The sequence below is a fragment of the Thermogemmatispora argillosa genome, assembly GCF_059696725.1.
Window position 1 is genome coordinate 4,629,345 of record NZ_AP019377.1, and the last position, 21,008, is coordinate 4,650,352.

The following is a 21,008-nucleotide window of genomic DNA, read 5'->3' on the forward strand; positions in this document are numbered from 1 at the left end:
CGTCCATCGGCCTGAGCTGTCCTGCTGGGCTAATTGCTGGCTGGTCTGGCCGGATGTTAGCCGAGCGCGGAAAAGACAGGGAACACAAGAGAGAGGCGAGCAGCGAAGCGGCAGAGCAGCAAACCGACAAAAGGAGCTAGCAGCCGCTCTGGCTGGGCAGGCCTTTCCTTGCCTGCCTTTCCACACTGATCCGGCCAGAGCTAGAGGGCCAAACCGCGCAGGATCGCAGGCTCCCGGCGGTGCCGTTTTTTTGTCTGCTACAGCAGAGCTGTGACCAGGCGCAGCAGGGGGGAGCAGGCGACGGGAAGCCCGCGCCGCTATTGGCATGAGGGGGGAGCTGCCTGCCTGGAGCCATCAACAGCGCAACAGCCAAAGCGCCTCGGACTTACTCCTCCAGGCGGGCAATGAAGCGCTGCAATCAGTCAACTATCTCGGCCGTCTTCCCCCGCTGGCCGTCACCCGCCCTGCTGCTGATTGATTCCTGCCTTCAAGGAATGTCGATATTGGGGAAGAGGCGCCGCGCGATAACCAGGCGCTGGATCTGAGCGGTGCCCTCGAAGATATCGAAGACCTTCGCGTCGCGGAACCACTTCTGAATCAGCAGTTTCCGCTCACTCTCTTCGCCCGGGGCCGTGATACGCACCGCCGTCGCGGTTGCTTTCATCACCAGCGCGCCGGCGTAGGCCTTGCTCATCGAGGCCTCTTTAGAGTTGGGGATACGGCGATCAGCCATCCAGGCGGCTCGCCAGACCAAAAAGCGAGCCATCTCAATCTCCTGACCTAGCTCCTGCAGCTCTTCCTCCCAGGCGCGCCGTTTATGAGGAGGATAGCCGGCAGGCAGCTCCTCGCGCAGCCATTCGCAGGCCGCCTCGTAGGCGGCGCGGGCGATGCCCACCGCCATTGCACCCACCATCGGCCTGGTGGCGTCGAGCGTGCCCATCGCTGCTTTGAAGCCCTCTTTCTTCTCGCCGCGTCCGGCAAGCAAGTTTTCTTTAGGAATGCGGCAGTTATCGAAAATGAGTTCCGCCGTCTGAGATGCACGCAGGCCCATCTTCTTCTCGATACGTCCCACGATCAGGCCAGGCGTGCCTTTAGGGACCACGAAAGGACGGATGCCCTCGCGTCCCAGCCGCTTATCGATCGTAGCGAAGGTCACGATCAAGTCGGCGCGGGCTCCATTGGTAATATAGTGTTTGTGGCCGTTAATCACCCACTCATCGCCATCGAGCACGGCGGTAGTAGACATACCGGCCACGTCGGAGCCGATGCCTGGCTCGGTAAGAGCCAGAGCGCCCCAATGGAGCTGGCCATCCATATAGATACCCAGAAAGCGGGCCTGCTGCTCGGGAGTGCCCTGTGACAGAATAGGAGGAGCGGCCAGGCCGGGCCCGGGAATGGCCGTCGCGAGGGCGGCGTCGCCCCAGGCCATTTCCTCCTGAGAAATCACAGTGAGCAAATTCTCCTGTCTGACCCCCTCATCCTGACCGAAGGCCCGGGCCTGAGCTGCGGCGCCGCCCCAGTAACGGCGCTGCATATTCCAGAAGAAAGACTCGGGGATCTCCTCGGTGCGGTCGCATTCGAGCGAGATCGGACGCATTTCCTCCAGGGCCACCTGATGAGCGTACTCGCGGGCCGCCTGTTGTGCTTTACTCAGAGTAAAATCGATCATGGGGCATCACTCCATCGCGGCTGCATCACGCATCCACATTTCGGCGGGGTGGTCCTGCATGAAGCCAGCGCCACCCATGACTTGGATCGCATCCGTTGTGGCCGCCTGAGCCATTTTAACAGCCTGACGCTGAGCGCTCTCGGCCTCACGAAGCAGCGTCTCGTCGGCCTCACCGCGGTCCCAGGAGCAAGCGGCACGCCAGGTCAACAAGCGTGCGGCGTCAAGCTTCATCGCCATCTCAGCGATCATAAAGGCGATCCCCTGGTAAGAGACAATCGGACGTCCGAAGGCGATGCGTTCACGGGCATAGGCTGAGCAATATTCGAAGGCAGCGCGGGCGGTACCGCAGGCAATAGCAGCCCGCAGAATCTGGTACAGAGTAGCAGCGCGCACGACGCCGCTGCTGCCCGCCTCGCCAAGCAAAGCCGTGGCTGGCAATTGGGCCTGGTTGAAGCGGTAGCGAGCACTAGGAGCGGCCTGCAAACCGAGTTTCTCTGCTTCGACCTGAATGCTCAATCCCTCCAAGGGATTGGGCAGCACGAAGGCGCAGAGCCTGCCCTCAGCGCCCTCCTCCTCAGACTCGACCAGACGAGCCAGGACCACCCGCAGATCGGCGTGTTGACCGTGCACAACGTCGCGCTTATTGCCCTCAAGGAGGTATCCCTCACCCGTGCGGCGTGCTTGCAAGCGAATATCTGCCAACGTATAGCCGCCGGTCTGCTCGGCAAAAGCCAGGCTACCGCGCTGCAAGTAGCCGCTCGTCGGCTCGCAGAAAGCGGGAAGATATTGTTTTTGTTGCTCGTGGCTCCCAGCAAGCCAGACTGTGAGCGGTCCCATCAAGGAGCCAATGATATTGAGCGCCAGGCCGGGATCGCCGTAAGCCAGCTCCTCAGCGATCAGGGTATAGGTAACAGCTTCTAGCGGCCCAGAGCCGCCGTACTCCTCTGGGAAAGGCGAAGTCAAGCCGGTTTGGGCCAGCGTTAGCCGGAGTTCAGTCGAGCTGTCGTGCTCGGCCTCGGCCTTGCGAGCGTGGGGCCGCAGGTGATCAAGAGCGATACTCTGGGCGAGCTTGCGAATCTCCTCCTGCTCTTCGGTTGGAGCAAAGTCGAGCATAGGCTAGATCCTTTCAATGATCGTGGCTGTTGCCATGCCGTGACCGATGCACATCGTCTGCAGACCGTAGCGTCCACCACGGCGCTGTAGCTCATGAACGAGCGTCGTCATCAGACGAGCGCCACTGGCTCCCAGGGGATGGCCGAGGGCGATGGCTCCGCCATTGACATTGACGCGGCTCATATCAGGATCAAGCTCGCGGGCCCAGGCGAGCGGTACTGAAGCGAAGGCCTCATTAATTTCCACGAGGTCGATATCGGCCAGGCGAAGGCCAGCTTTCTTGAGGACCTTCTGCGTAGCGGGAATGGGGCCACTCAGCATGAGAACAGGGTCAACGCCAGCGGTGGCCATAGCCACGATGCGCGCCAGAGGTTTGAGACCCAGCTCCTGGGCCTTGCTATCAGACATCAGAAGCACGGCGGCGGCGCCATCGCTGATCTGGCTGGAATTGCCAGCGGTGATGATCCCGTCGGGCTTGAAGACGGTCTTGAGGGCGGCGAGCTGCTCTAAAGAGGTATTGGGACGAATGCCCTGATCACTGGTCATGACTTCGCGACTGCCATCGGGCAGAGTCACCTCAATCGGCATAATCTCTTGCTTGAAACGCCCCTCTGCCGTGGCAGCGGCTGCGCGTCGATGGCTTTCCAACGAGAAGGCGTCGGCCTCTTCGCGGGTGATGTGCCACTTTTCAGCGACCAGCTCGGCAGAAATGCCCTGGGGCACCAATGGGTAGCGCGCAATGAGCTTCTCGCTGAAACTAGCTCCGGCCTTGTCTGAACCCATTGGGACGCGGCTCATGCTCTCAACGCCGGCGGCGATGGCGACGTCGATTGTGCCAGAGATAATGGCCTGCGCCGCAAAGTGAATGGCTTGCTCGCTGGAGCCGCACATGCGATTCACACTAACGCCGCAGGTTTCGACGGGGAAGTCTGCAATGAGGGTCGCCACGCGCCCAATATTGAGGCCCTGCTCACCGATCTGGGTCACACATCCCATAATGACGTCCTCAACGAGGCTTTTCTCAATGCCGGCCCGGCGCACTACCTCGGCCAGGGTCATAGCGGCTAACTCGTCGGGACGAATGCCGGTGAGCTTCCCTTTATCAGGCTTGCCGATGCCAATGGGGGTACGAACCGCTGCGACAATGACAGCTTCCTGGTGCTTCATAGTCCTTGCTCCTTTGCTTGCTGCCTCGTCTCTCGCTCGCTGCCCGGCGGGCAGGCACCTCTGACGGCGGCAGTCGGGACAGACAATCACGCCTTCACTGGAGTTATTGTACGTGATCGGCGCGGATTTTTACCAGTAGCCAGCTAACAGCCCGGCCCCACAACCTTCTCAGTCTTGGTGGAGAGAAGGCTGTGGGGCCGCTCTTATTCCCCTGAGCGCCTTCTAATCAGGCCAGCTAGCATCAGCCAAGCCGCCTATCTGGGGCTGAGCACTGGCCTGACCGGGTACAGGGCAACTGAACTGCTGCGGGGCCGGCTAACTGAACTCGATCACGCCGCGAATATTGCGCCCAGCGAGCAGGTCGTCATAGGCCTCGTTGATCTGGTCCAGCTTGTAGGTGCGAGTCACCAGCTCATCGAGTTTGAGCTTGCCGCTCTCGTACATACGCAGCAGCATGGGGATGTCATTGCGTGGCTGCGAATCTCCGAAGAGCGTGCCCATCAGGGTTTTCTGGTAGAGAACAAGATTGAGCGGAGAGATGGGAATGGCTTGCGCTAAGAAGGGCGAGAGACCGGCCACCACCACCGTGCCATTTTTGGCTGTGGCATTGAAGGCTTGAGCGATAGTCTCCGGCGTGGCGATGGCCTCGAAAGCGTAGTCAACGCCGACGCCCCAGGTCAGTTCTAGAGCCTTATTGACAGGGTCCTCCTGGCTGGCATTGATAGTATGGGTGGCGCCGAACTCTTTGGCCTTCTCCAACTTGAAATCGTGGATATCGACCGCGATGATCATCCGGGCGCCAGCAATGGCCGCTCCCTGGACAATGTTCATGCCAATACCGCCGCAGCCGATGACCATGACGGTGCTGCCGGGCGTGACACGGGCTCGGTGGATGACAGAGCCGACGCCGGTGGGGACACCGCAGCTCACAAGCACGGCCCGGTTCAGAGGATAGTAGTCGGCAATCTTGACCACCGACATGGCGGGCACAACGGTATATTCGCTGAAGCTGCCGATATAGCAAAATTGCCCAATGTTGCCTTTCTCACCGTGCATGCGGAAAGTACCGTCGAGCAGAGGCCCGCTCAGCGTGCCCGCCCCTTTGTCGCAGAGGTTACTATGGCCAGAAACACAGGAAGGGCAACTACCGCAGGCGGGAATGAAGCTCATGAGGACATGGTCGCCCGGCTTCAGGTCACTGACACCAGGGCCAACCTGTTCGACGATGCCGGCCCCTTCGTGTCCGAGAGCCATCGGCAAGTAGGCTGGCAGGTCCCCTTTGACCACATGGTAGTCGGAATGGCAAACGCCAGCGGCAACCATCCGTACCAGCACTTCCTGGTCTTTGGGTGGGTCAAGCTCGATCTCTTCAACGCGGATAGGGGTACCAGGTTCATAGATGACGGCGGTTCTGGTTTTCATCGTTGAAGTCCTCTCTTCTCTTGGGAACGCTGAGAGCCCCGGGCCGGCGCGCTGCCCGGACTGGCTACCCAAGTCTGCGACAAATACGATCATCCATAAGTATACTGGAAAGGATGCTTTTTCTACAATGTTGCTCTGGTGCAAGAGTGTGACCACCTTTTGTCGGCCAGTAACAAACCCGATCTTCTCGCCTTGCCTTGCACTCAATCCATTCATGGTGTATACTGCGGTGTCACCCTTACTTTTTGTAAGTAAGGGAACCCTGGAAAGGCCAGTCGCTGCTTTGGTGGCAGCGTGTAGGTAGCGAGGCAGCGGATGATAGAGTAATTGCCAAGAAAGGAGGAGGCACGGCGCAGCAGCTCAAAGGCCGTGCACCAGCCATGCAGAAGCAAGAGGAACCCGGTATTCATGGAGAGACTGGACTGCCTGCCACGACCCATATTGGCCTTGTGGCCCTGACCGTTGCCAATCTAGAGCGAGAGCGGTATTTCTATGAAGAGGTCCTCGGTTTTCGCCTCACGGGCCAACGTGAAGGGCGGGCCTGGCTCGGGACAGCCGCTACGCAGAGTGAGACTGGAGAACAGGCAATACCCAGGGAGCCGCTGCTCCTCCTGATTGAGCGCACTGAGGCGCCACGGCCTCCAACCTGGAGTACTGGCCTCTATCATATGGCGATCCTGGTCCCTTCACGACCAGACCTGGCCCGCTCGCTGGCTCAGCTCGTAGCCAGTCGCTACCCCCTTGGAGGCTATGCTGACCATCTCGTCAGCGAGGCCCTCTATCTCTCCGATCCCGAGGGCAATGGCATTGAGATCTATCGCGATCGTCCGCGCGAAAGCTGGCACTGGCACAACGGGCAGGTAGCGATGGCCACCGACCCCATTGATTTGCGGGCCATGCTTGCGGAGGGGAGAAGTGAGCTAGAGCGCCACCCCTGGGAGGGTTTGCCCGCTGGCACCACCATTGGTCACGTTCATCTGCGCGTTGCTGATCTGCGCCCGGCTGAGCACTTCTATCATCAACTGCTCGGCTTCTCAATTACCGCTCGCCTGCCGGGAGCGCTCTTTGTCGCTGCAGGAGGCTATCATCATCACCTCGGCCTGAACATCTGGGAAAGCCGAGGGGCGCCGGCCCCTCCTGAAGGCAGCCTGGGCTTGCGGCTCTTCTCCATTGAGCTACCGACTCAGGCTGCAGTCGAGGCGGTCGCACATCGCCTGGAACGGGAGCGCTGGCCGTTTGAGCGCCAGGGTGAGATTCTCGCTGTGCGCGATCCCTGGCGTCATCTTGTGCTGCTCATGCCTGAAGGAAAGCGCCGGCCTGACCTGCTAGAGACCTGGCTCCGCTCGTGGCTTGGCTAGAGGGCCAGCGCTCGCTGATCGTACGTGGGTTGGGCGCATAGGAGGACCGTGAAAGCGAGGTGGTCTATGCCTGCCTGGCCTGGCTAGCGTGTCAAATAGCCAGCGTCAACGGGCAGGGCGCAGCCTGTTAAATGACGGGCCTCGTCGGAAGCCAGCCAGAGCACCGCGGCGCTGACATCCTCGGGTGGCAGCAGATTGCGATCGCTAAAAAGATTCATCTGGTTCATCTGGTTGACCATGTGCTCATAGGTAGCCTGGGCGCCGGGGCCGCCGGCGAAGAGATCGTAGAGCGCCTGGTTAAGGCACATGGTGGTGGCCACACTGGTGGGACAGACCGCGTTGACGTTGATATTGTAAGGAGCCAGCTCACGGGCCAGTGTCTTCACCAGGCCGATCACCCCGTGCTTGGCGGCCACATAGTGAGCGAGGTGGTCCATGCCCTTAAAGCTGGCGGTTGAGCCGATGCAAATAATCTTGCCCTGGCGCCGCTCCAGCATCTGAGGAATAGCCACCTTACAGGTGATCCAGACTCCCTTCAGATCGACGTTGATCGTCTCGTCCCACTGCTCCTCAGTCATCTGCCAACTTAAAGCGAAGGAATAGAGACCGGCATTTGCCACCACCACATCGATCGGTCCCAGTTCCCGAAGAGCGCGCTCGGCCAGCGTCTCCATCGCCCGCAAGTCGGTCACATCCACCTGAGCGGCAAGGACCGGGCGCCCTAACGCCTCGATCTCCCTGGCCACGGCAGTCAACTCCTCTGGGCGGGCCAGCGGATAAGGAACCGTTCGATATTGCCGGCAAGCATCGCAGATGACCAGGCGTGCCCCTTCGCGGGCGAACGCCAGCGCATGCGCGCGACCCATGCCGCGCGCAGCGCCAGTGATCAAAACCACGCGATCGTGAAAGCGCATCCCACTCGCCGGGCTAGTAGACTCCGCAGATACCATCGATCGTGAAGTCCTCGATAATCAGCTCTTCCTCAAACTCCTCCTCATCCAGCTCTATCGCGCTCTCTGGAATCGAGCTAAGGGACTGCTCGCCCGACAGCGAGAGAGAGACAGTCGGCTCCTGCTGACTGACCTCAGCTTGCTCGGCTTGAGAGACCGACCGATTGTGCTCGAAAAGTTGCTCCATGCCTGCTATCGCTCCTTACTTGCACTAGCCTGCTAAGAATGTCATTGACCATGCCAGAGAAAAGGAAACCAAGGCGCTTGAACACCTGAAAGTGGCGCCTGTTTCTCGTCGAAGGCTGGCTTCTCGTCTCTATCCTCTGCAACCAAGGATACCATCCTTAAAAGCTGCTGGCAAGGTCGGGCAGGGTATAAGCCTTGGCATCTTTCTCTGCAGGAGAGCGGTAGGAAGACCTGTGGAACAAGCAGGCCCCGCGCCTGGCCCTGAAGAGAAGGAGCCAAACGACGCGGAGCCTGACAAAAGCGACCGCGAAGTCGGGCGGACTGGCGCCCGCATCAGGTCCATAGGCCGTGTTCTGCGCAATAGGGCACCGATGGATCAGCCGGTGCCGGCTGCTGCAGCTTAAGCACGCTGGTATAAATGTCATTATACATTGCAGCGACCGCCGGGCCGTTGACATTAGCGCCCTCGCCAGCATTCTCGCGCATGCTCACAATCGTCAGGCGCGGGTCCTGGTAGGGAGCCTGGGTCATCAGCCAGCCGTGGGCGGCCTTACCGCCACCGACCTGGCCCGTGCCCGTCTTAGCGATAATATTCCAGGGGGAGCTGTAGAGTTCGGGGATTACCGAACCCGAGCCGCAGCGCACCACCCCATACATAGCCTCGCGAGCGGAGCTAGCCGTCTGCTCCGAAATTGGAGTGCTCAGCGTTTGCGGCGACATTGACTTGATGATCGTGCCATCCGGGGCCTGAATGCGCGAGACCAGCATTGGACGCATCAGTTGCCCATCATTGGCGATGGCGTCGTCGATGAGCGAAATGAGCATGGGCGTTACAAGATCCACGCCTTGGCCAAAGGAGTTTTCCGCCAGCAGGTTCTCTGGTAGCTGCCCATTGGGCGGCAGGACCGAGCTACGAGCGACGGGCAAATCAAAGGGGATATCCTGGCCCACGTAGAAGCGTTTATTGTATTCCAGCCAGGTATCGGCTCCCAGCTTCGCCCCAATCACCGCGAACATCACGTTATCCGAGTGAGAGAAGCCCATATTCATGCTCACAGGGAACGTGCGCGCATAGCTTGCACGATAGATATTGCTCAGCTGAGGAGCAAAGACCTCACCGCCGATGGTTACTGGTCCAACGGCATGCTGATAGTCAAAAGAGCGGGTATTGAGCTGGTAGGTACCGGTATCGAGTGCAGCCAGCAGAGTCAGCGCCTTATATACCGAGCCAGGCACGTACTGACCCTGGAGCGGGCGTTCCAACAGCGGAGCATCTGGGTTGCGCAGGAGCTGGTTATAGTAGGCCAGGTCTCCAGCAGCCACGCGATTGCTATCGTAGGTAGGGCGCGTCACCATCGCCAGAATCTCGCCCGTATGCGGGTCCGTGACGATCACCGCCCCGCGATTTGTGGCGAAAACGTTCTCGTTATCGATCTTGAGTTCTGGCACCGCGGGATTGTAGCTCGGGGCATATTTATCAAAATCGCGCTCGACAATTTTCTGGATGCGCGTGTCGATAGTCAGGTAGATATTATCACCCACGGGGGGGCGATGCAGGATCAAATTAAGGTTATTGGTCAGCTCCGTTAAACCGGCCCGCCCGCTCAAATAGTCGTCAAAGGCGTGCTCGATCCCTGTGGAGTTAAAGAGCGGGCTGATATAGAAGCCAATCAGATTGGCGAGCGAGGGCATACCATCAAGATAGTAGTGGCGCTGGTAGCCGCAGAGCACTCCCTTAAAGGGGTTGTTGGGATCAATTGGCTTGGACTCGGCCAGGAGCACTCCATTGCGGTCATAGATCTTGCCTCGTACTGGGGCATGATCTTTCATACACTGGCGTATATTGTGGATGTTCGAGGTGACCTGCTGCGCGACTGCCACCTGCCAGTAGACAAGCCCGAGGCTCAGCCCGAGGAAGAGCACGATGAAGATCTGGTTGAGACGGCGTATGGCCGAATGGATATTCATGACGTTCGATCCTTGCGTCTATCTCGGAACAGTTCTGTGCTCTCTTGCCTGTGATGTCTCTTCTATTGATCTTGCTTGCTTGCCGTCAGGTAAGATCCAGGCAAGTGTAGCACGCGGTGTGTTGCCTGCCAAGTATTCTAGCTAACAAAGGGGAGCCGCGGACAAAGCTCCCTCCCTAGAGTATCTAACGCTTGGACCCCCCAGCCTTGACGCTGGGATAGATCTCTGAGTATGCTTCCTCTGTATCCAATTCCCGCTTAGAATGGGGTTAGGAGGGGCATTTGCCCCCTCTCTCCTCTTGTCTCGACTCATGTGCGCGCCTACCATTAGGCGGAAAGAAGAAGGACTGCTATGACCATGACCGCGCATCCCACCGGCTACCGCTATCGTTTGCTACCCGAGGTCAAGATTCGGCGTGAGGCCTTTGGGGGTATCCTCTACAAGTATGGTTGCGCTGATCGCGGAGCGCTCTCTTTCATTAATTCCAGACCTCTCATAGAGCTGCTGCTTCTGGCGCGGGAGCAGTTTGCCGGCGATCTGAGCATGGCTATTGAACAGCGAGTTCCCTCAGCAGCTAGCAAGGCCCGGCTCTATACGGCCCTTGACGAGCTAGCCAAACGCGGCTACGTAGCGATTGAAGAAGCAGTAGCCCCAGCGGCGGCAGAGTAGCGAGCCTGCTTTAAGGAAGGAGCAAGGAGGGCATGACCCAATTCGTGCAGTTTCTTGGGCGTGGTCGCCGGGGAGCCGAAGACCGGGGACTCCCAGGGCCAACGACACTTCATCCTCTGGCCAGAGCCGCCTTTGCCGAGACCGACAATCCGCCTTCAGCGGCGCGGGTCAGTGGCTCGCAGCGTTTCCTGCGAGGAGGTCTCTCGGCGCCGATCACTGTGACCTGGGAAATCACGGCTGCCTGCAATCTGGCCTGTGTCCATTGCCTGTCATCCTCCGGGAAGCGCCGTCCGCGTGAGCTGACGACCGACCAGGCTCTTGCTCTGGTCGACGAGTTGGCTGAGATGCAGGTCTTCCAGGTTCACTTTGGAGGCGGTGAGCCTTTCATGTATCCTGGCATCTGGCGCGTGCTGGAGCGCTGCCGTGAGCGTGACCTGGTAATCTGTGTCAGCACAAATGGCACGCTGATAACTCCTGAGCGTGCTCGGCGCCTGGCAGCTTTAGAGCCGATCTATTTTCAGGTCAGTCTCGATGGCGCTACTCCTGAGACCAATGATCGTATTCGGGGGCGAGACGCTTTTCGACGAGCCTTACGCGGTCTGGAGCGTCTGGCTGCCGCGGGCCTGAGTTTGACGGTCAATAGCGTGCTAACACGCTATAGCTTTCCCGAGCTGGATCGTCTCTATGCCATTGCCAGCAGCTTTGGTGCCAAGTTGCGCGTGACGCGCCTGCGCCCCTCTGGGCGGGGGCGGACTGTCTGGGCAGAGCTTCATCCTACGCGCGAGCAGTATCGCGACTTTGTCGCCTGGTTACGAGAGCATCCCGACGTCCTGACCGCGGATTCGTTTTTTCACCTCAATGCCTTTGGCGAACGCCTGGCAGGCCTGGATATGTGCGGTGCGGCGACAGCCACCTGCTGTATCTGTCCCGAGGGAGAGGTCTATCCCTGCGCCTTCTTCCAGACGCCCGAATTTGAGGCAGGCAATCTACATGAGCAGAGCTTTCGCGAGATCTGGGAGCGCTCGCCGGTCTTTGCCTTCTATCGTCAGATGGGAGCTGGGGCCTGTGGCGGCTGTGCGCGCTACGATCTCTGTCATGGAGGCTGTCCTGCCACCAAGTGGTTTGTCCAGCGCAGCCTGCGGGTACGCGACCCCGAGTGCGTCCTTGCTGACAGCGCTGCTCTCCCTCTGACCACTGAGCAAGAGACCGCTGATGGCGCGCTCGTCGCTGCATGCTCGTCTCCGATCGGCCAGGGATGCGCGTGCCAGGAATAGGGAGAGCGATGTAGCGAAAGCAGTCGCCTGGCGTGACAGCGGTAGAACGAGAGGGGACAAGTGGAGTGGGGGCTAAAGGCAAGGTCGCCAGCAGGCAGCGGCGATCAGATGAGGCCTGGCACTGCCCACCGCGGGCAGGGCTGAATCAGGGTAGGAGCTTTCTGCCTGGCCTCGCCGCTGCCTGGCTAGCGACGCTCCAGGCTACGCAGGAACGTCAGCACGGCGCGATTAAAGGTCTCGGGCCGTTCCAGGTTCAACATGTGGCGCGCGCCACGAATCACCACTTTCTTAGCATCGATGATGCCGGCTTCGAGCAAATCGGCCTGAGCCTGCAGCTCTAGAGAGTCGGCGTCTCCGATGAGGATCAGCGTCGGCTGGCGAATGTCAGCCAGGCGCTGAAGGGCAGGCGGATTGAGCTGCTGGCTGGGCACCGGATTCAGATAATGCACAAAGCTATAGTCACGTAGCAACTCGCGGTAGCGCTGCGCTGCTTCGGGATACTCATCCTCGTGAGGCATAGCGGGATCATTGGCCCACAGCTCGTAGAGCTGCTCCTTGTCCTTCGCTCGCGCGGCAGCAGCGATGCGCTCCCCGCGCTCCAGGGTCTCCGGCATATAGTTATCGTAGCCGCTGATGTTGGCGGCGGCCAGAATCAAGGCGTCCACCATCTCAGGATAGGTCAGCGTGAAATCGATGGCTACCTGGCCGCCCTGGGAGAGGCCCAGCAAGTAGGCACGGTCGATGGCCAGATCGTTCAGGACATCGTAGAGATCGCGCACGTCTGAATACTCGACGCTGCCCATAGCCGAACGACCGAAGCCGCGCAAGTCATAGCGCACGACCTCGTAGTGGCGAGCGAATTCCATGAACTGGGGGTCCCAGACGCGATGATCAAGAAGCCCACCGTGAAGCAAGACCAGCGGATGACCGCGTCCGGCCACCTCGTAGTAGAGGCGAGTGCCGCGAGCCTCAATAAAGCCCCATTCTGGTTGCAGTGTTCCTGGCATTTTCCCTGCGTCACCTCCTTTCACTTCACTTTCACTGGTATCATTGGTCAGTCGGGGGTAACTAACGGTGACTGGCGCAGGTCAGCGGGCGCGTGAGCCAGGTGGTTCATTGCGGCATTGTTCCATTGTATCACGGCCAGCAATGGCCGCCAGGTGCGCTGCCGCCAACAGCCGCAGAGCAAGCCGAGAGCATAGGCGCAGTCTTCTAGCAGCGAGTATAAGGCGAAGGCTGGCAGGCTCAGGCGTGGACGCAGGCGCACATAATCAACACCCACGACGATCGCCTGAAGCAGACCGACTAGCGCTAGCAGCGGCGGCAAAAGCAGGCCTGCCACCAGTAGCGCAAGCGTGTAATAGCGTGTCAGGTGGCGACAAAGATGGTAAGTGTAGGCCAGGTAGCTGCGCAGCGTGGCTCGCCAGAGCTGCCAGGCTGTCAGCGGCAGATGGGCCAGATGGACAAGCCGAAGGCGGCGCCAGGCGCTAAGGCCGGGGAAGAGGAGAGCTAACAAGAGCGCAAGAGGCGCGCGCGCCAGTCTCCTCCGGCGCTGCGGCTGCCTGCTCCTGGCGCCTGGAAAGCGACCAATCAGACTGGCAGTGAGAAGCTGCCAGAGACCGCCGACTGTCAGGGCGGCGAAACTGGCTTCCAGTGGTGGCAGCAGCAATACCCGGCGCTGGCTGGGGTGAAGCTGCTGAAGCACCGCCTCAGCAGAAGCGTAGCGCACACGGGTCCCCAGGAACGCGACCAGACGCGTGCGATAGTCATGATAGACCGTGCCCTCTGGCGCAGGCCAATAGCGGATACGCCAGCCTTGAGCGAGCAGTCGATAGCAGAAATCAACATCCTCGCCGCAGGTCAGCGAGGCAAAGCCTCCCAGAGCCTGCCATGCCTCGCGTCTTACCAGCAAGCAGGCTGTAGGCAGATAGGTTAACGGCCCGCTCAAACGCACCTCCTGCGGCTGCAATCCCATAAAGAGCGAAGAACGTACATCCTCGTAGCGCCCCAGGGAGCTCCCCGTCTCATAGGCGCGAATTTGACCGCCCACGGCGGCCACCTGGGTCTCAGCGAGGAGCGGGACCAGGGTTGTGAGCCAGCCCGGCGTTACCACGCAGTCATCATCGAGAAAGGCCAGCAGCTCATAACGGGCTGCGGCGGCCCCACTGTTGCGAGCGGCGGCGGCGCCCTGGCGTCGGGCGTGGCGCAGACAATGCAGCCTCACGCCTCTCCTGGCGAAAGCGGGTGCTAGCCTGACAAGCAGCGCTGGCGTCTGATCGCGCGAGCCGTCGTCAACTACGATGACTTCGAACGCTTGAGAGGGATAATGGAGCGCAAGCAGAGCCTGCAAACAGCGCTCAAGCTGGTGAACGCGGTTGCAGGTAGGCACGATCACAGAGACAGCAGGCCACTGCCTCGGTGGTGGCGGTGGACCAGCCTCCAGCAGACCTCGGGCGCTAAGCCGCTGGCAAAGCAGAGCTACCCGCTTCGGTGGAAGTCCGCTCAGTCGGGCCAGCTCCTCGCTGCTACGCTCCTGCTGGCAGAGCCTGAGCAGTTGCCAGGCCTGCTGACCAAGGCGCACGACACGCAGCGGGTACGAAGCAATGACCAGTCCCCCCGGTTCATCATCTCTTCCTTCCAGCAGACGTAGCCCGGGGGCCAGACGATAGCAGCCAGGCGCCGGATACGAAACGCTCTCTCTGCTCATTCCTACTCACTTCCCCCTGCTCCTTGTTGAGCAATAAGCTGTAAAAGCTGACCTGGAGTCACCGGATAGACCGTCTCGCCCAAGGCTTGAAGAGCCTCTAGCAGGGCAGTAGGTGTCAGGCGCCAGGCCAACACATAGAGGTGGAGGAACAGCGGGCGCCGGCGATAGATGGCCTGCATGCCCCTGACAAGATTCACCAGTTGAGAGACACTGCTTACCAAACCCAGATTATGATAGACAGGCAGGCCGGCAATTTTCTTATAGCTTAGAGAGAAGCCGCCGGCGCCTGTAAGCAGGCCGCGCAGGCCGGCAGGCTGAAGAGCCTCGATAAAAGCGCGCTGGCGCTCAACGCTGGTCATACGCATGCCCGTAGGGAGCGGGAGGCCCAGCCGCTGGCGCCAATCGCCGTCAAGCACCTGCACCAGAGAGAGGCCCATCCCCGCCAGCAAACGCTGACTATGTTCCAGGAAAAGTGGAAGCTGGGCAGCCGGCCAGCGCGAAGGAAAGATATAGGCGGCGCCGCTAGGGCCGGCGATCAGCTCGTCCTGAGAACTGGCCGTCTCCAGATAATAGCTTGCCAGAGCGGGCGCGGCCTCCACCAGCGCTGGTGCGATGGTCCAGCCGAGCGGTAGCCTGCCACGGGCCGGATCGCGCCACAAATGCAACATGCGATGCTGAGTATATTGCAAGTTATCGCCATCGCTGATCGTCATAGCCAGGTAGACGCATGGCTCCAGGGCAGGTAAAAGCCGCTCTGCACACTGACGCCGATAACGCTGGGCCAGGCTCTGAAGACGTTCGAGTAGCGCCGGAGGCCGTAGAGCATTCCACACCTCCAGATTGCTACAGTGGTCGCTGGCCAGCACGGCAATAGCGCGCTCTGAGGCCAGACTGACCCCACTTCCCTCATCCGGGAACCAGCCCAGATGAACGCTGCCAGGATCGAGATCCGACAGTAGCTCCTCCAACAGCCGGCGCTCTTGACTTGTGGAGGGAAGCCAGGCGCGTGAATCCAGCCAATGGACAAAGGTGCGTGTTGCCACCAGGAAGGAGCGCAAGCCGCTGGCAATCGCTGGATGCATGCCGGCCAGCGATCGTCGTGATCGCTGGGTCTGGGTAGTTACTTGCGCCCAACGATAGGCGAGACTCTCACTGCGCCAGTGGAAGCGGCGCAGATCGACCAAGACTGGTCTTGGGCAGACCTCCTGCAGCAGCGGTAGCAGCTCGGGGGCTGTAACCACAGCTGCCGAAATACCGGCCAGGGTTGTCGCCACATTGATGCTTGCGGCGCACTGCGGATCATAGACAATGAAGCCGGACAGATGTTCTCGAAAACGGGCCACAAGCTCCCTGAGCAGCATCTCCCCTGATGTAGCCTGCATCTCCTGGGCCATGAGCCAAGGGATGATGGCGGTCTGCAGCCAGAAGGTATCGTCGTCATAGGTCACCAGGTAGAGCTGTGGCTGCGGCACATTCACCAGGCCAGCCAGCGTGCTTGCCGCCAACTTGACTGCAAAAGAGGCACTACGTAGATCGGCCACAGTCAAGCGTTGTGGCGGCCTCACGTGTGGGAAAAAGGAGGTCGCTGGCCAATCAAGGGAGGACGACGCCGCGCCCTGGTCGGCATCCATAGAGGGGGACGGGTCCTTTCTGGTCTGGCAAAAGCCGACGCTCTGCCTGCGCTGCCATTGGGCTACAGCGGGCACTGGCTAGCATCGCTTCCTGTGAAGGGGATTATAGAGCATCAAGCAGCGCTCGTCAAGAGCATGAGGCTCATCCGTGCGGGCCAGAGCGCCGCGGCGCGCCCAATGTACGAAACCGGAATGAATGCCGTATTGACCAGCTCGCGGGTCTGGAGTATGCTACTATACAAGCCTGCGAAAGCAGCGAAGCTGAGCAGAATCGGGCTACCGCATCTCCTCGACACTCGGTAGCTTTTTTCTCCTGCTATTACTGCTTGCCAGAGAATCTGCAATCTGCATTGCAGTTGGGACCCAGGGCCGGGTCAAGAAAGGATAGGAATATGCCAGAGAAAATGTTTGCTCCCGAGCTGTTCAGACCTCCCGTTGAGTTCCCTGAAGTTCCCTATGATCATCTGCTGCGCAGAGCGGCGGAGCGCAATCCCGATGGGCGGGCGATCATCTACCACGATCTCAGCCTGACCTATCGAGAGGTCGTCTCGATGGTGAACTGCATCGCCAACGGGCTATACAATCTGGGGCTGCGCAAAGGCGAGCGGCTGTGCATATTTACTCTCAACCGACCAGAATACACTATCACCTTCATTGCTGCGGCCTCCATTGGTCTGGTTGTGACCCCTATGAATCCCTCCTACAAAGAGCGCGAGATCGCCTATCAGCTAGAAAACTCGGAGGCCAGTGCTATCCTGGTGCAACGCGAGCTGCTGCCACTGCTGCAGGCTGTGCTAGCGCAGAAATCGCTGCCCAATCTGAAGCATATCATCGTGACCGGCAGCCATGTACCTGAAGGCATGCCCCAGGCCATTCCCTTTGGACGCCTGCTACGCGAGTCCTCGCCAAAGGCGCCGCCAGCGGTCCCGATCGATCCCGATGACCTCCTGGCTCTCCCCTATTCCTCGGGCACAACCGGTCTGCCCAAGGGAACCATGCTCACGCACCGCAATCTTGTTTCCAATAACCTCCAGTTCACGACAGCGCTCCAGACAAGCTTTACCGATGTGGCCCTCCTCTTCCTGCCTTTCTATCACATCTATGGTGTGATGCTGACTGGCGGTTTCCTGGCCTGCGGCGCAACCCAGATCATCATGGAGCGCTTTGATATGCTCCAGTCTCTGGAGCTGTGTGAGAAATACAATGTTACCTACTACTTCGCAGTACCTCCAATTATTCTAGCGCTGGCTAATGCTCCCATTGACCTGAGCAAGCTCAAGAGCGTCAAATATATCTTCTCTGGTGCGGCCCCGTTGGCGCCGGAGCCAGCGCGCAAAGTGCAGGAGAAGACCGGCATTCAGGTCGTTCAGGGCTATGGCCTGACTGAGGCTTCGCCGCTCACTCATGCTCAGCCGAAAGATCCGGCTCTGGTGCGGCTGGAGAGCGTCGGCCTGCCGGTGCACAATACCGAGCAGAAGATCGTCGACATCGAGACTGGGACGCGGGAGCTGCCGGTCGGTGAAGACGGGGAGATCATCATTCGCGGTCCCCAGGTGATGAAAGGCTACTGGAAGGCGCCTGAAGAGACGGCCCAGACGCTGCGCGACGGCTGGCTCTATACAGGTGACATCGGCCATGTCGATGAGGATGGCTACACCTACATTGTTGATCGCAAGAAAGAGATGATCAAGTACAAGGGCTTCGGCATTGCGCCCGCCGAAATTGAGGCCCTGCTGCTGGAACATCCGGCGGTCATGGATGCGGCGGTCATCCCTGTGCCTGACCCCGAGGCGGGCGAGGTGCCCAAAGGCTTCGTCGTCCTGCGCCCGGGCCAGAGCGTGACTCCCGATGAGCTGATCGCTTTCGTCAACGGACGCCTGGCTGGTTACAAGCGCCTGGGCTTTGTGGAATTCATTGATGCCATCCCCAAGGTCCCCTCGGGCAAGATCCTGCGACGCGAGCTGAAGGAACGCGAGCGCGCCCGGCGCGCTGCCGAGCAGCAAACGCTCTGAGGCATGGCTGAGAGGTGCGGCTCGGCGGCGCGGCCAGACAAGCAGGTCGCCTGTCCTAAAGGGACGGGCTAACTCAAGGCCAGGCCGCTTGGCGATGCTGAGAGCACAACAGGGTGAGAGCGTCGACCGCTATCAGGATGCTGCTCTCACCCTGTTTGTTGTGGGCAGCTACCAATCTGGTGGCGTGCCTTCCTTCACGCCTTGTTGCTCAGGTGATCTTGTGAGTCCTCCAGGACACCCCACTATACGCTCAGCCCCCTGAGAGGTTGATCACGATCAGAGGGTGCTCAGAAACATGCCGCGAGCCAGAACCTCGCCCGCCAGTGTCATGACGACAATCAGATAGAGCATGCCGGTGGCCGATTGAAAGGAGCGCTCGCGCGCTAGCTTCCAGGTGAGGGCACCAAGGACAAGCGGGAAGGCAAAGCCGAGCAGGACGCGCAACCAGCCGAGAACGTCCATGCTCAGAGGACTCACTGTCGGGACGCCGGCTGGTTTGACTGCTATAGGAGCACTAGAGGCGCCTGAAGTGGGCAGAGGCGTAGCGAGGGCTGTTGCTGTTGCCTGAGAAGCGTGGGTGGCCGCTGTGGAGACGGCAGGGCTGCCTACCGTGGCGCTGATCAGCGTCAGGAGAATCTGGAGGACAATAGCAATTAAGACTACTGCCGTGCTGAACAAGAGTGGACGCTCACTTAGGGCTGGAGTGACAAGGTACCAGTGGCCGAGCCACATCGAGGTCATCACGCCACCCACGGCCAGGGCCGCTATAAAGAAGCTCAATACGGTGAGCGCGCCCCCGAGCGGCGAGGGGGCCAGTGGGCGGTAAATCATGCCTAGCACAAAGAGCACGAGCAGACCGGCCAGCGAGGCTAGACCACCACTGACCAGGCGTAGAAGGCGCATCGCGGAAAACTGCCCTGTTCCTTCGCCTGTCTGGGTCGCCTTCTCTTTCCCATCTACGCCGGCCCGTCGATCCAGAATCAGAAAGAGTAGATAGGGAAGTAATAGCAGCAGGAAGGCCAGCAGCGTCGGGCCTGCATAGCCAGTCCACTGCTTGTCGAGTCGCTCAAAACTGTCGAGCAGCGGCTGAGAGGCGAAACTCTGCTGGAAAAGATAGGTGAGACCGGTGAAGAGAAGATAAATGATGGTGAAGAAGAGAAGAAAGCTCCGCCGTACCTCACTACGCCAGTCCAGCACATAGAGCAGCACAAACGAGCCGATGGCCAGCTCGCTCATTACAATCGAAAGCACCAGTGGGAGTGTCTGTATCATGCCAGGGACATATCCTTTTAGCTCGCATCTTCCATGGGGGTAAAGCTGACAGCCTCGCCAGCAGAGAGCAAAAGCTGTCCTCACCCTGACAGATTATACTCCTCTGTCGCCAGCCGGGACAATCCGGCAATCAGCAGACCGCTGGTCTCTATCCGTCTCATGCTCATTGTGTCTGGTAGGTTAGCCATCTGTGCTGCAATCCCTATGAAAGGCTCGTTCCTGGCTTACTGGCTGTGCAACTTTTCCCTCAGTTCTGCGTACTTGCTACGGTAAAGGCAGGAGAGGAGCATGCTGGTGAGGAGCACTGATCTGCTGCAGCCCGTCTCTGACCCCGCTTGGCCTGGTCGCGATGTCGCTTCAGCGAGGGGCTGGCGGAGTGGCAGTGGCAGAGGAAGCGCCTGTTTTGATCTTGATCTGGGATCGGAGAGAGAAAACATGGAGACAAGAGGAGCAACCAACTATGAGCCAACAACAGATGATGTTTCCACCGGCTGAGGAGCCAGAACCTGCTCCGAAGGAGGGAGAGGTACAGAGTGAGGGAGAACCGCGCCAGGCTGCCCCTCCATTTTTTGATCCAGGTTACGAGGCCCACGAGGCTTTTGGCAAAGTGCGGCCAGAAGGCTCCTCTCTTCCCGCCTGGCAGCGTGCTCTCATCGTTGTCGCCCTGGTAATCATCGGCAGCTTATTTATCAGCTACCTGAATAATTTGCTAGGTCTATTACTAGCGCTAGTTGCTCTTGCGGCGCTAGGATTCATCATAGCCGTCTGGGGTTTTAGGCGGGTGGTCGCCCTGCCTGTCAGCCGTTTCGAGGTGACTGGGCGTCCGACGCTGGTCGTTCGCCACCTTGCGGGGCCTGTCTCCATCCACCGAGGAGAGGGCCAGGTCATCGAGGTCCTGGCGACCAAGTATCTGAATGGGCTTTTCGGAGGGCGTGATGAGCTGGTCGTCGACTGTCAGCAGCAGGAGAATACGGTCAGTGTCACGGTCTCGGGCCTTTATCGGCACTCCTTTTTAGGCGTAAACATGGGGTATGTGCGTTTAGATATTAGAGTACCTGCTGTCTGCGACCTGGAGATCGAGGACAATGCTGGCTCTATCCACGTGCTGGGTGGACAGGGAAAGCTGCTAGTCAAAACGAATGCGGGCACGATCACTGTCCTACAGGCAACGCTCGAAGCTCAGTCAAGCCTGTCCACTGATGCCGGTAGTATCGCAGTGCAGCAGAGCCGGCTCTGTGGGCAGGTTGCCTGTCATACGAGTGCGGGCGCCATCTCCTTTAGTGGGTCCCTGGAACCTGGTGGCCAGTATCAGATGACAACGAACGCCGGTTCGATCAATGTCACTTTGCCGCCAGACACGCCATTGTTCCTGACGGCCTCTTCCGACCTGGGCAGCGTCACCAACGAGTTTGCCCAGCCATCTCTTGGAGGGCCGCCCCAGGCGCGGCTGCTCCTGCATACCAATTTGGGCAGCATAGCTGTTCACCGTGGAGAGCCAGCGATCCTTTGATCGGCTGGCGGAGCCGCCCCCGGCTGGATTAAGCTAACCAACAGTTGAACGGCGGCTGGTCCCAGGCCAGGCGCAGCTAACGCAACTGCTTGAAAAGGAG

General features: G+C 59.8%; 17 protein-coding genes. 5 read left to right on the forward strand and 12 right to left on the reverse strand.

Translation table 11 applies throughout. The features are described from left to right. Positions 1–487: 487 nt before the first annotated feature. From AC6H1L_RS18165 to AC6H1L_RS18180, 4 genes are all read right to left on the reverse strand, one after another. A complete protein-coding gene (locus AC6H1L_RS18165) occupies positions 488–1,669 on the reverse strand; it encodes an acyl-CoA dehydrogenase family protein (protein WP_497598876.1) in 1,182 nt (393 codons plus the stop codon). A 6-nt stretch (positions 1,670–1,675) separates the two neighbouring features. Next, the gene (locus AC6H1L_RS18170; RefSeq protein ID WP_497598877.1) at positions 1,676–2,782 is read right to left on the reverse strand and encodes an acyl-CoA dehydrogenase family protein; all 1,107 of its coding nucleotides are present in this window, start codon (positions 2,780–2,782) and stop codon (positions 1,676–1,678) included. 3 nt (positions 2,783–2,785) lie between these two features. Further along, positions 2,786–3,949 carry a thiolase family protein gene (locus AC6H1L_RS18175; RefSeq protein WP_497598878.1) on the reverse strand — a complete coding sequence of 388 codons (1,164 nt, stop codon included), beginning with the start codon at positions 3,947–3,949 and terminating at the stop codon, positions 2,786–2,788. Between the two features lie 315 nt (positions 3,950–4,264). Next, positions 4,265–5,371 (reverse strand): Zn-dependent alcohol dehydrogenase, encoded by a 1,107-nt coding sequence (locus tag AC6H1L_RS18180; RefSeq protein ID WP_497598879.1) that lies wholly within the window; start codon positions 5,369–5,371, stop codon positions 4,265–4,267. Positions 5,372–5,751: 380 nt separating this feature from the next. Between AC6H1L_RS18180 and AC6H1L_RS18185 the strand changes: the two genes are divergently transcribed. After that, positions 5,752–6,729 (forward strand): VOC family protein, encoded by a 978-nt coding sequence (locus AC6H1L_RS18185; protein WP_497598880.1) that lies wholly within the window; start codon positions 5,752–5,754, stop codon positions 6,727–6,729. A gap of 83 nt (positions 6,730–6,812) precedes the next feature. On the opposite strand, the gene AC6H1L_RS18190 is transcribed toward AC6H1L_RS18185, so the two are convergent. The 3 genes from AC6H1L_RS18190 to AC6H1L_RS18200 all read right to left on the reverse strand — a co-directional run bounded on the left by AC6H1L_RS18190 (position 6,813) and on the right by AC6H1L_RS18200 (position 9,833). Beyond that, positions 6,813–7,679, reverse strand: a complete 867-nt coding sequence (locus tag AC6H1L_RS18190; RefSeq protein ID WP_497598881.1) for a mycofactocin-coupled SDR family oxidoreductase — start codon at positions 7,677–7,679, stop codon at positions 6,813–6,815. Next, positions 7,657–7,866, reverse strand: coding sequence for a mycofactocin precursor MftA (gene mftA / locus AC6H1L_RS18195; RefSeq protein WP_497598882.1), 210 nt, complete (start codon positions 7,864–7,866; stop codon positions 7,657–7,659). The genes AC6H1L_RS18190 and mftA overlap by 23 nt, the downstream gene beginning before the upstream one ends. 332 nt (positions 7,867–8,198) lie before the next feature. Next, positions 8,199–9,833: a peptidoglycan D,D-transpeptidase FtsI family protein gene (locus AC6H1L_RS18200; protein ID WP_497598883.1), complete on the reverse strand. Its 1,635-nt coding sequence runs from the start codon at positions 9,831–9,833 to the stop codon at positions 8,199–8,201. A 351-nt stretch (positions 9,834–10,184) separates the two neighbouring features. Between AC6H1L_RS18200 and mftB the strand changes: the two genes are divergently transcribed. Both mftB and mftC read left to right on the forward strand, forming a co-directional pair. Then, on the forward strand, positions 10,185–10,502 hold the full coding sequence (gene mftB / locus AC6H1L_RS18205; RefSeq protein ID WP_497598884.1) for a mycofactocin biosynthesis chaperone MftB: 318 nt from the start codon (positions 10,185–10,187) through the stop codon (positions 10,500–10,502). A gap of 32 nt (positions 10,503–10,534) precedes the next feature. Then, complete coding sequence (mftC, locus tag AC6H1L_RS18210) at positions 10,535–11,776, forward strand: mycofactocin radical SAM maturase (protein ID WP_497598885.1); 1,242 nt, start codon at positions 10,535–10,537, stop codon at positions 11,774–11,776. A gap of 185 nt (positions 11,777–11,961) precedes the next feature. On the opposite strand, the gene AC6H1L_RS18215 is transcribed toward mftC, so the two are convergent. From AC6H1L_RS18215 to AC6H1L_RS18230, 4 genes are all read right to left on the reverse strand, one after another. After that, positions 11,962–12,783: an alpha/beta fold hydrolase gene (locus tag AC6H1L_RS18215; RefSeq protein WP_497598886.1), complete on the reverse strand. Its 822-nt coding sequence runs from the start codon at positions 12,781–12,783 to the stop codon at positions 11,962–11,964. Positions 12,784–12,830: 47 nt separating this feature from the next. Continuing rightward, positions 12,831–14,483: a mycofactocin biosynthesis glycosyltransferase MftF gene (mftF, locus tag AC6H1L_RS18220; RefSeq protein WP_497598887.1), complete on the reverse strand. Its 1,653-nt coding sequence runs from the start codon at positions 14,481–14,483 to the stop codon at positions 12,831–12,833. Between the two features lie 2 nt (positions 14,484–14,485). After that, positions 14,486–16,114: a GxGYxYP domain-containing protein gene (locus tag AC6H1L_RS18225; protein ID WP_497598888.1), complete on the reverse strand. Its 1,629-nt coding sequence runs from the start codon at positions 16,112–16,114 to the stop codon at positions 14,486–14,488. 113 nt (positions 16,115–16,227) lie between these two features. After that, entirely contained in the window at positions 16,228–16,410 is a 183-nt protein-coding gene (locus tag AC6H1L_RS18230) for a hypothetical protein (protein ID WP_497598889.1), read from the reverse strand. Between the two features lie 96 nt (positions 16,411–16,506). Here AC6H1L_RS18230 and AC6H1L_RS18235 point away from each other — a divergent pair, with 96 nt between their 5' ends. Further along, on the forward strand, positions 16,507–18,126 hold the full coding sequence (locus tag AC6H1L_RS18235) for an AMP-binding protein (protein ID WP_497598890.1): 1,620 nt from the start codon (positions 16,507–16,509) through the stop codon (positions 18,124–18,126). Positions 18,127–18,402: 276 nt separating this feature from the next. On the opposite strand, the gene AC6H1L_RS18240 is transcribed toward AC6H1L_RS18235, so the two are convergent. Continuing rightward, positions 18,403–19,398 (reverse strand): hypothetical protein, encoded by a 996-nt coding sequence (locus AC6H1L_RS18240; protein ID WP_497598891.1) that lies wholly within the window; start codon positions 19,396–19,398, stop codon positions 18,403–18,405. A 460-nt stretch (positions 19,399–19,858) separates the two neighbouring features. Here AC6H1L_RS18240 and AC6H1L_RS18245 point away from each other — a divergent pair, with 460 nt between their 5' ends. Then, positions 19,859–20,908, forward strand: coding sequence for a DUF4097 family beta strand repeat-containing protein (locus AC6H1L_RS18245; RefSeq protein WP_497598892.1), 1,050 nt, complete (start codon positions 19,859–19,861; stop codon positions 20,906–20,908). The last annotated feature ends 100 nt before the right edge of the window (positions 20,909–21,008 follow it).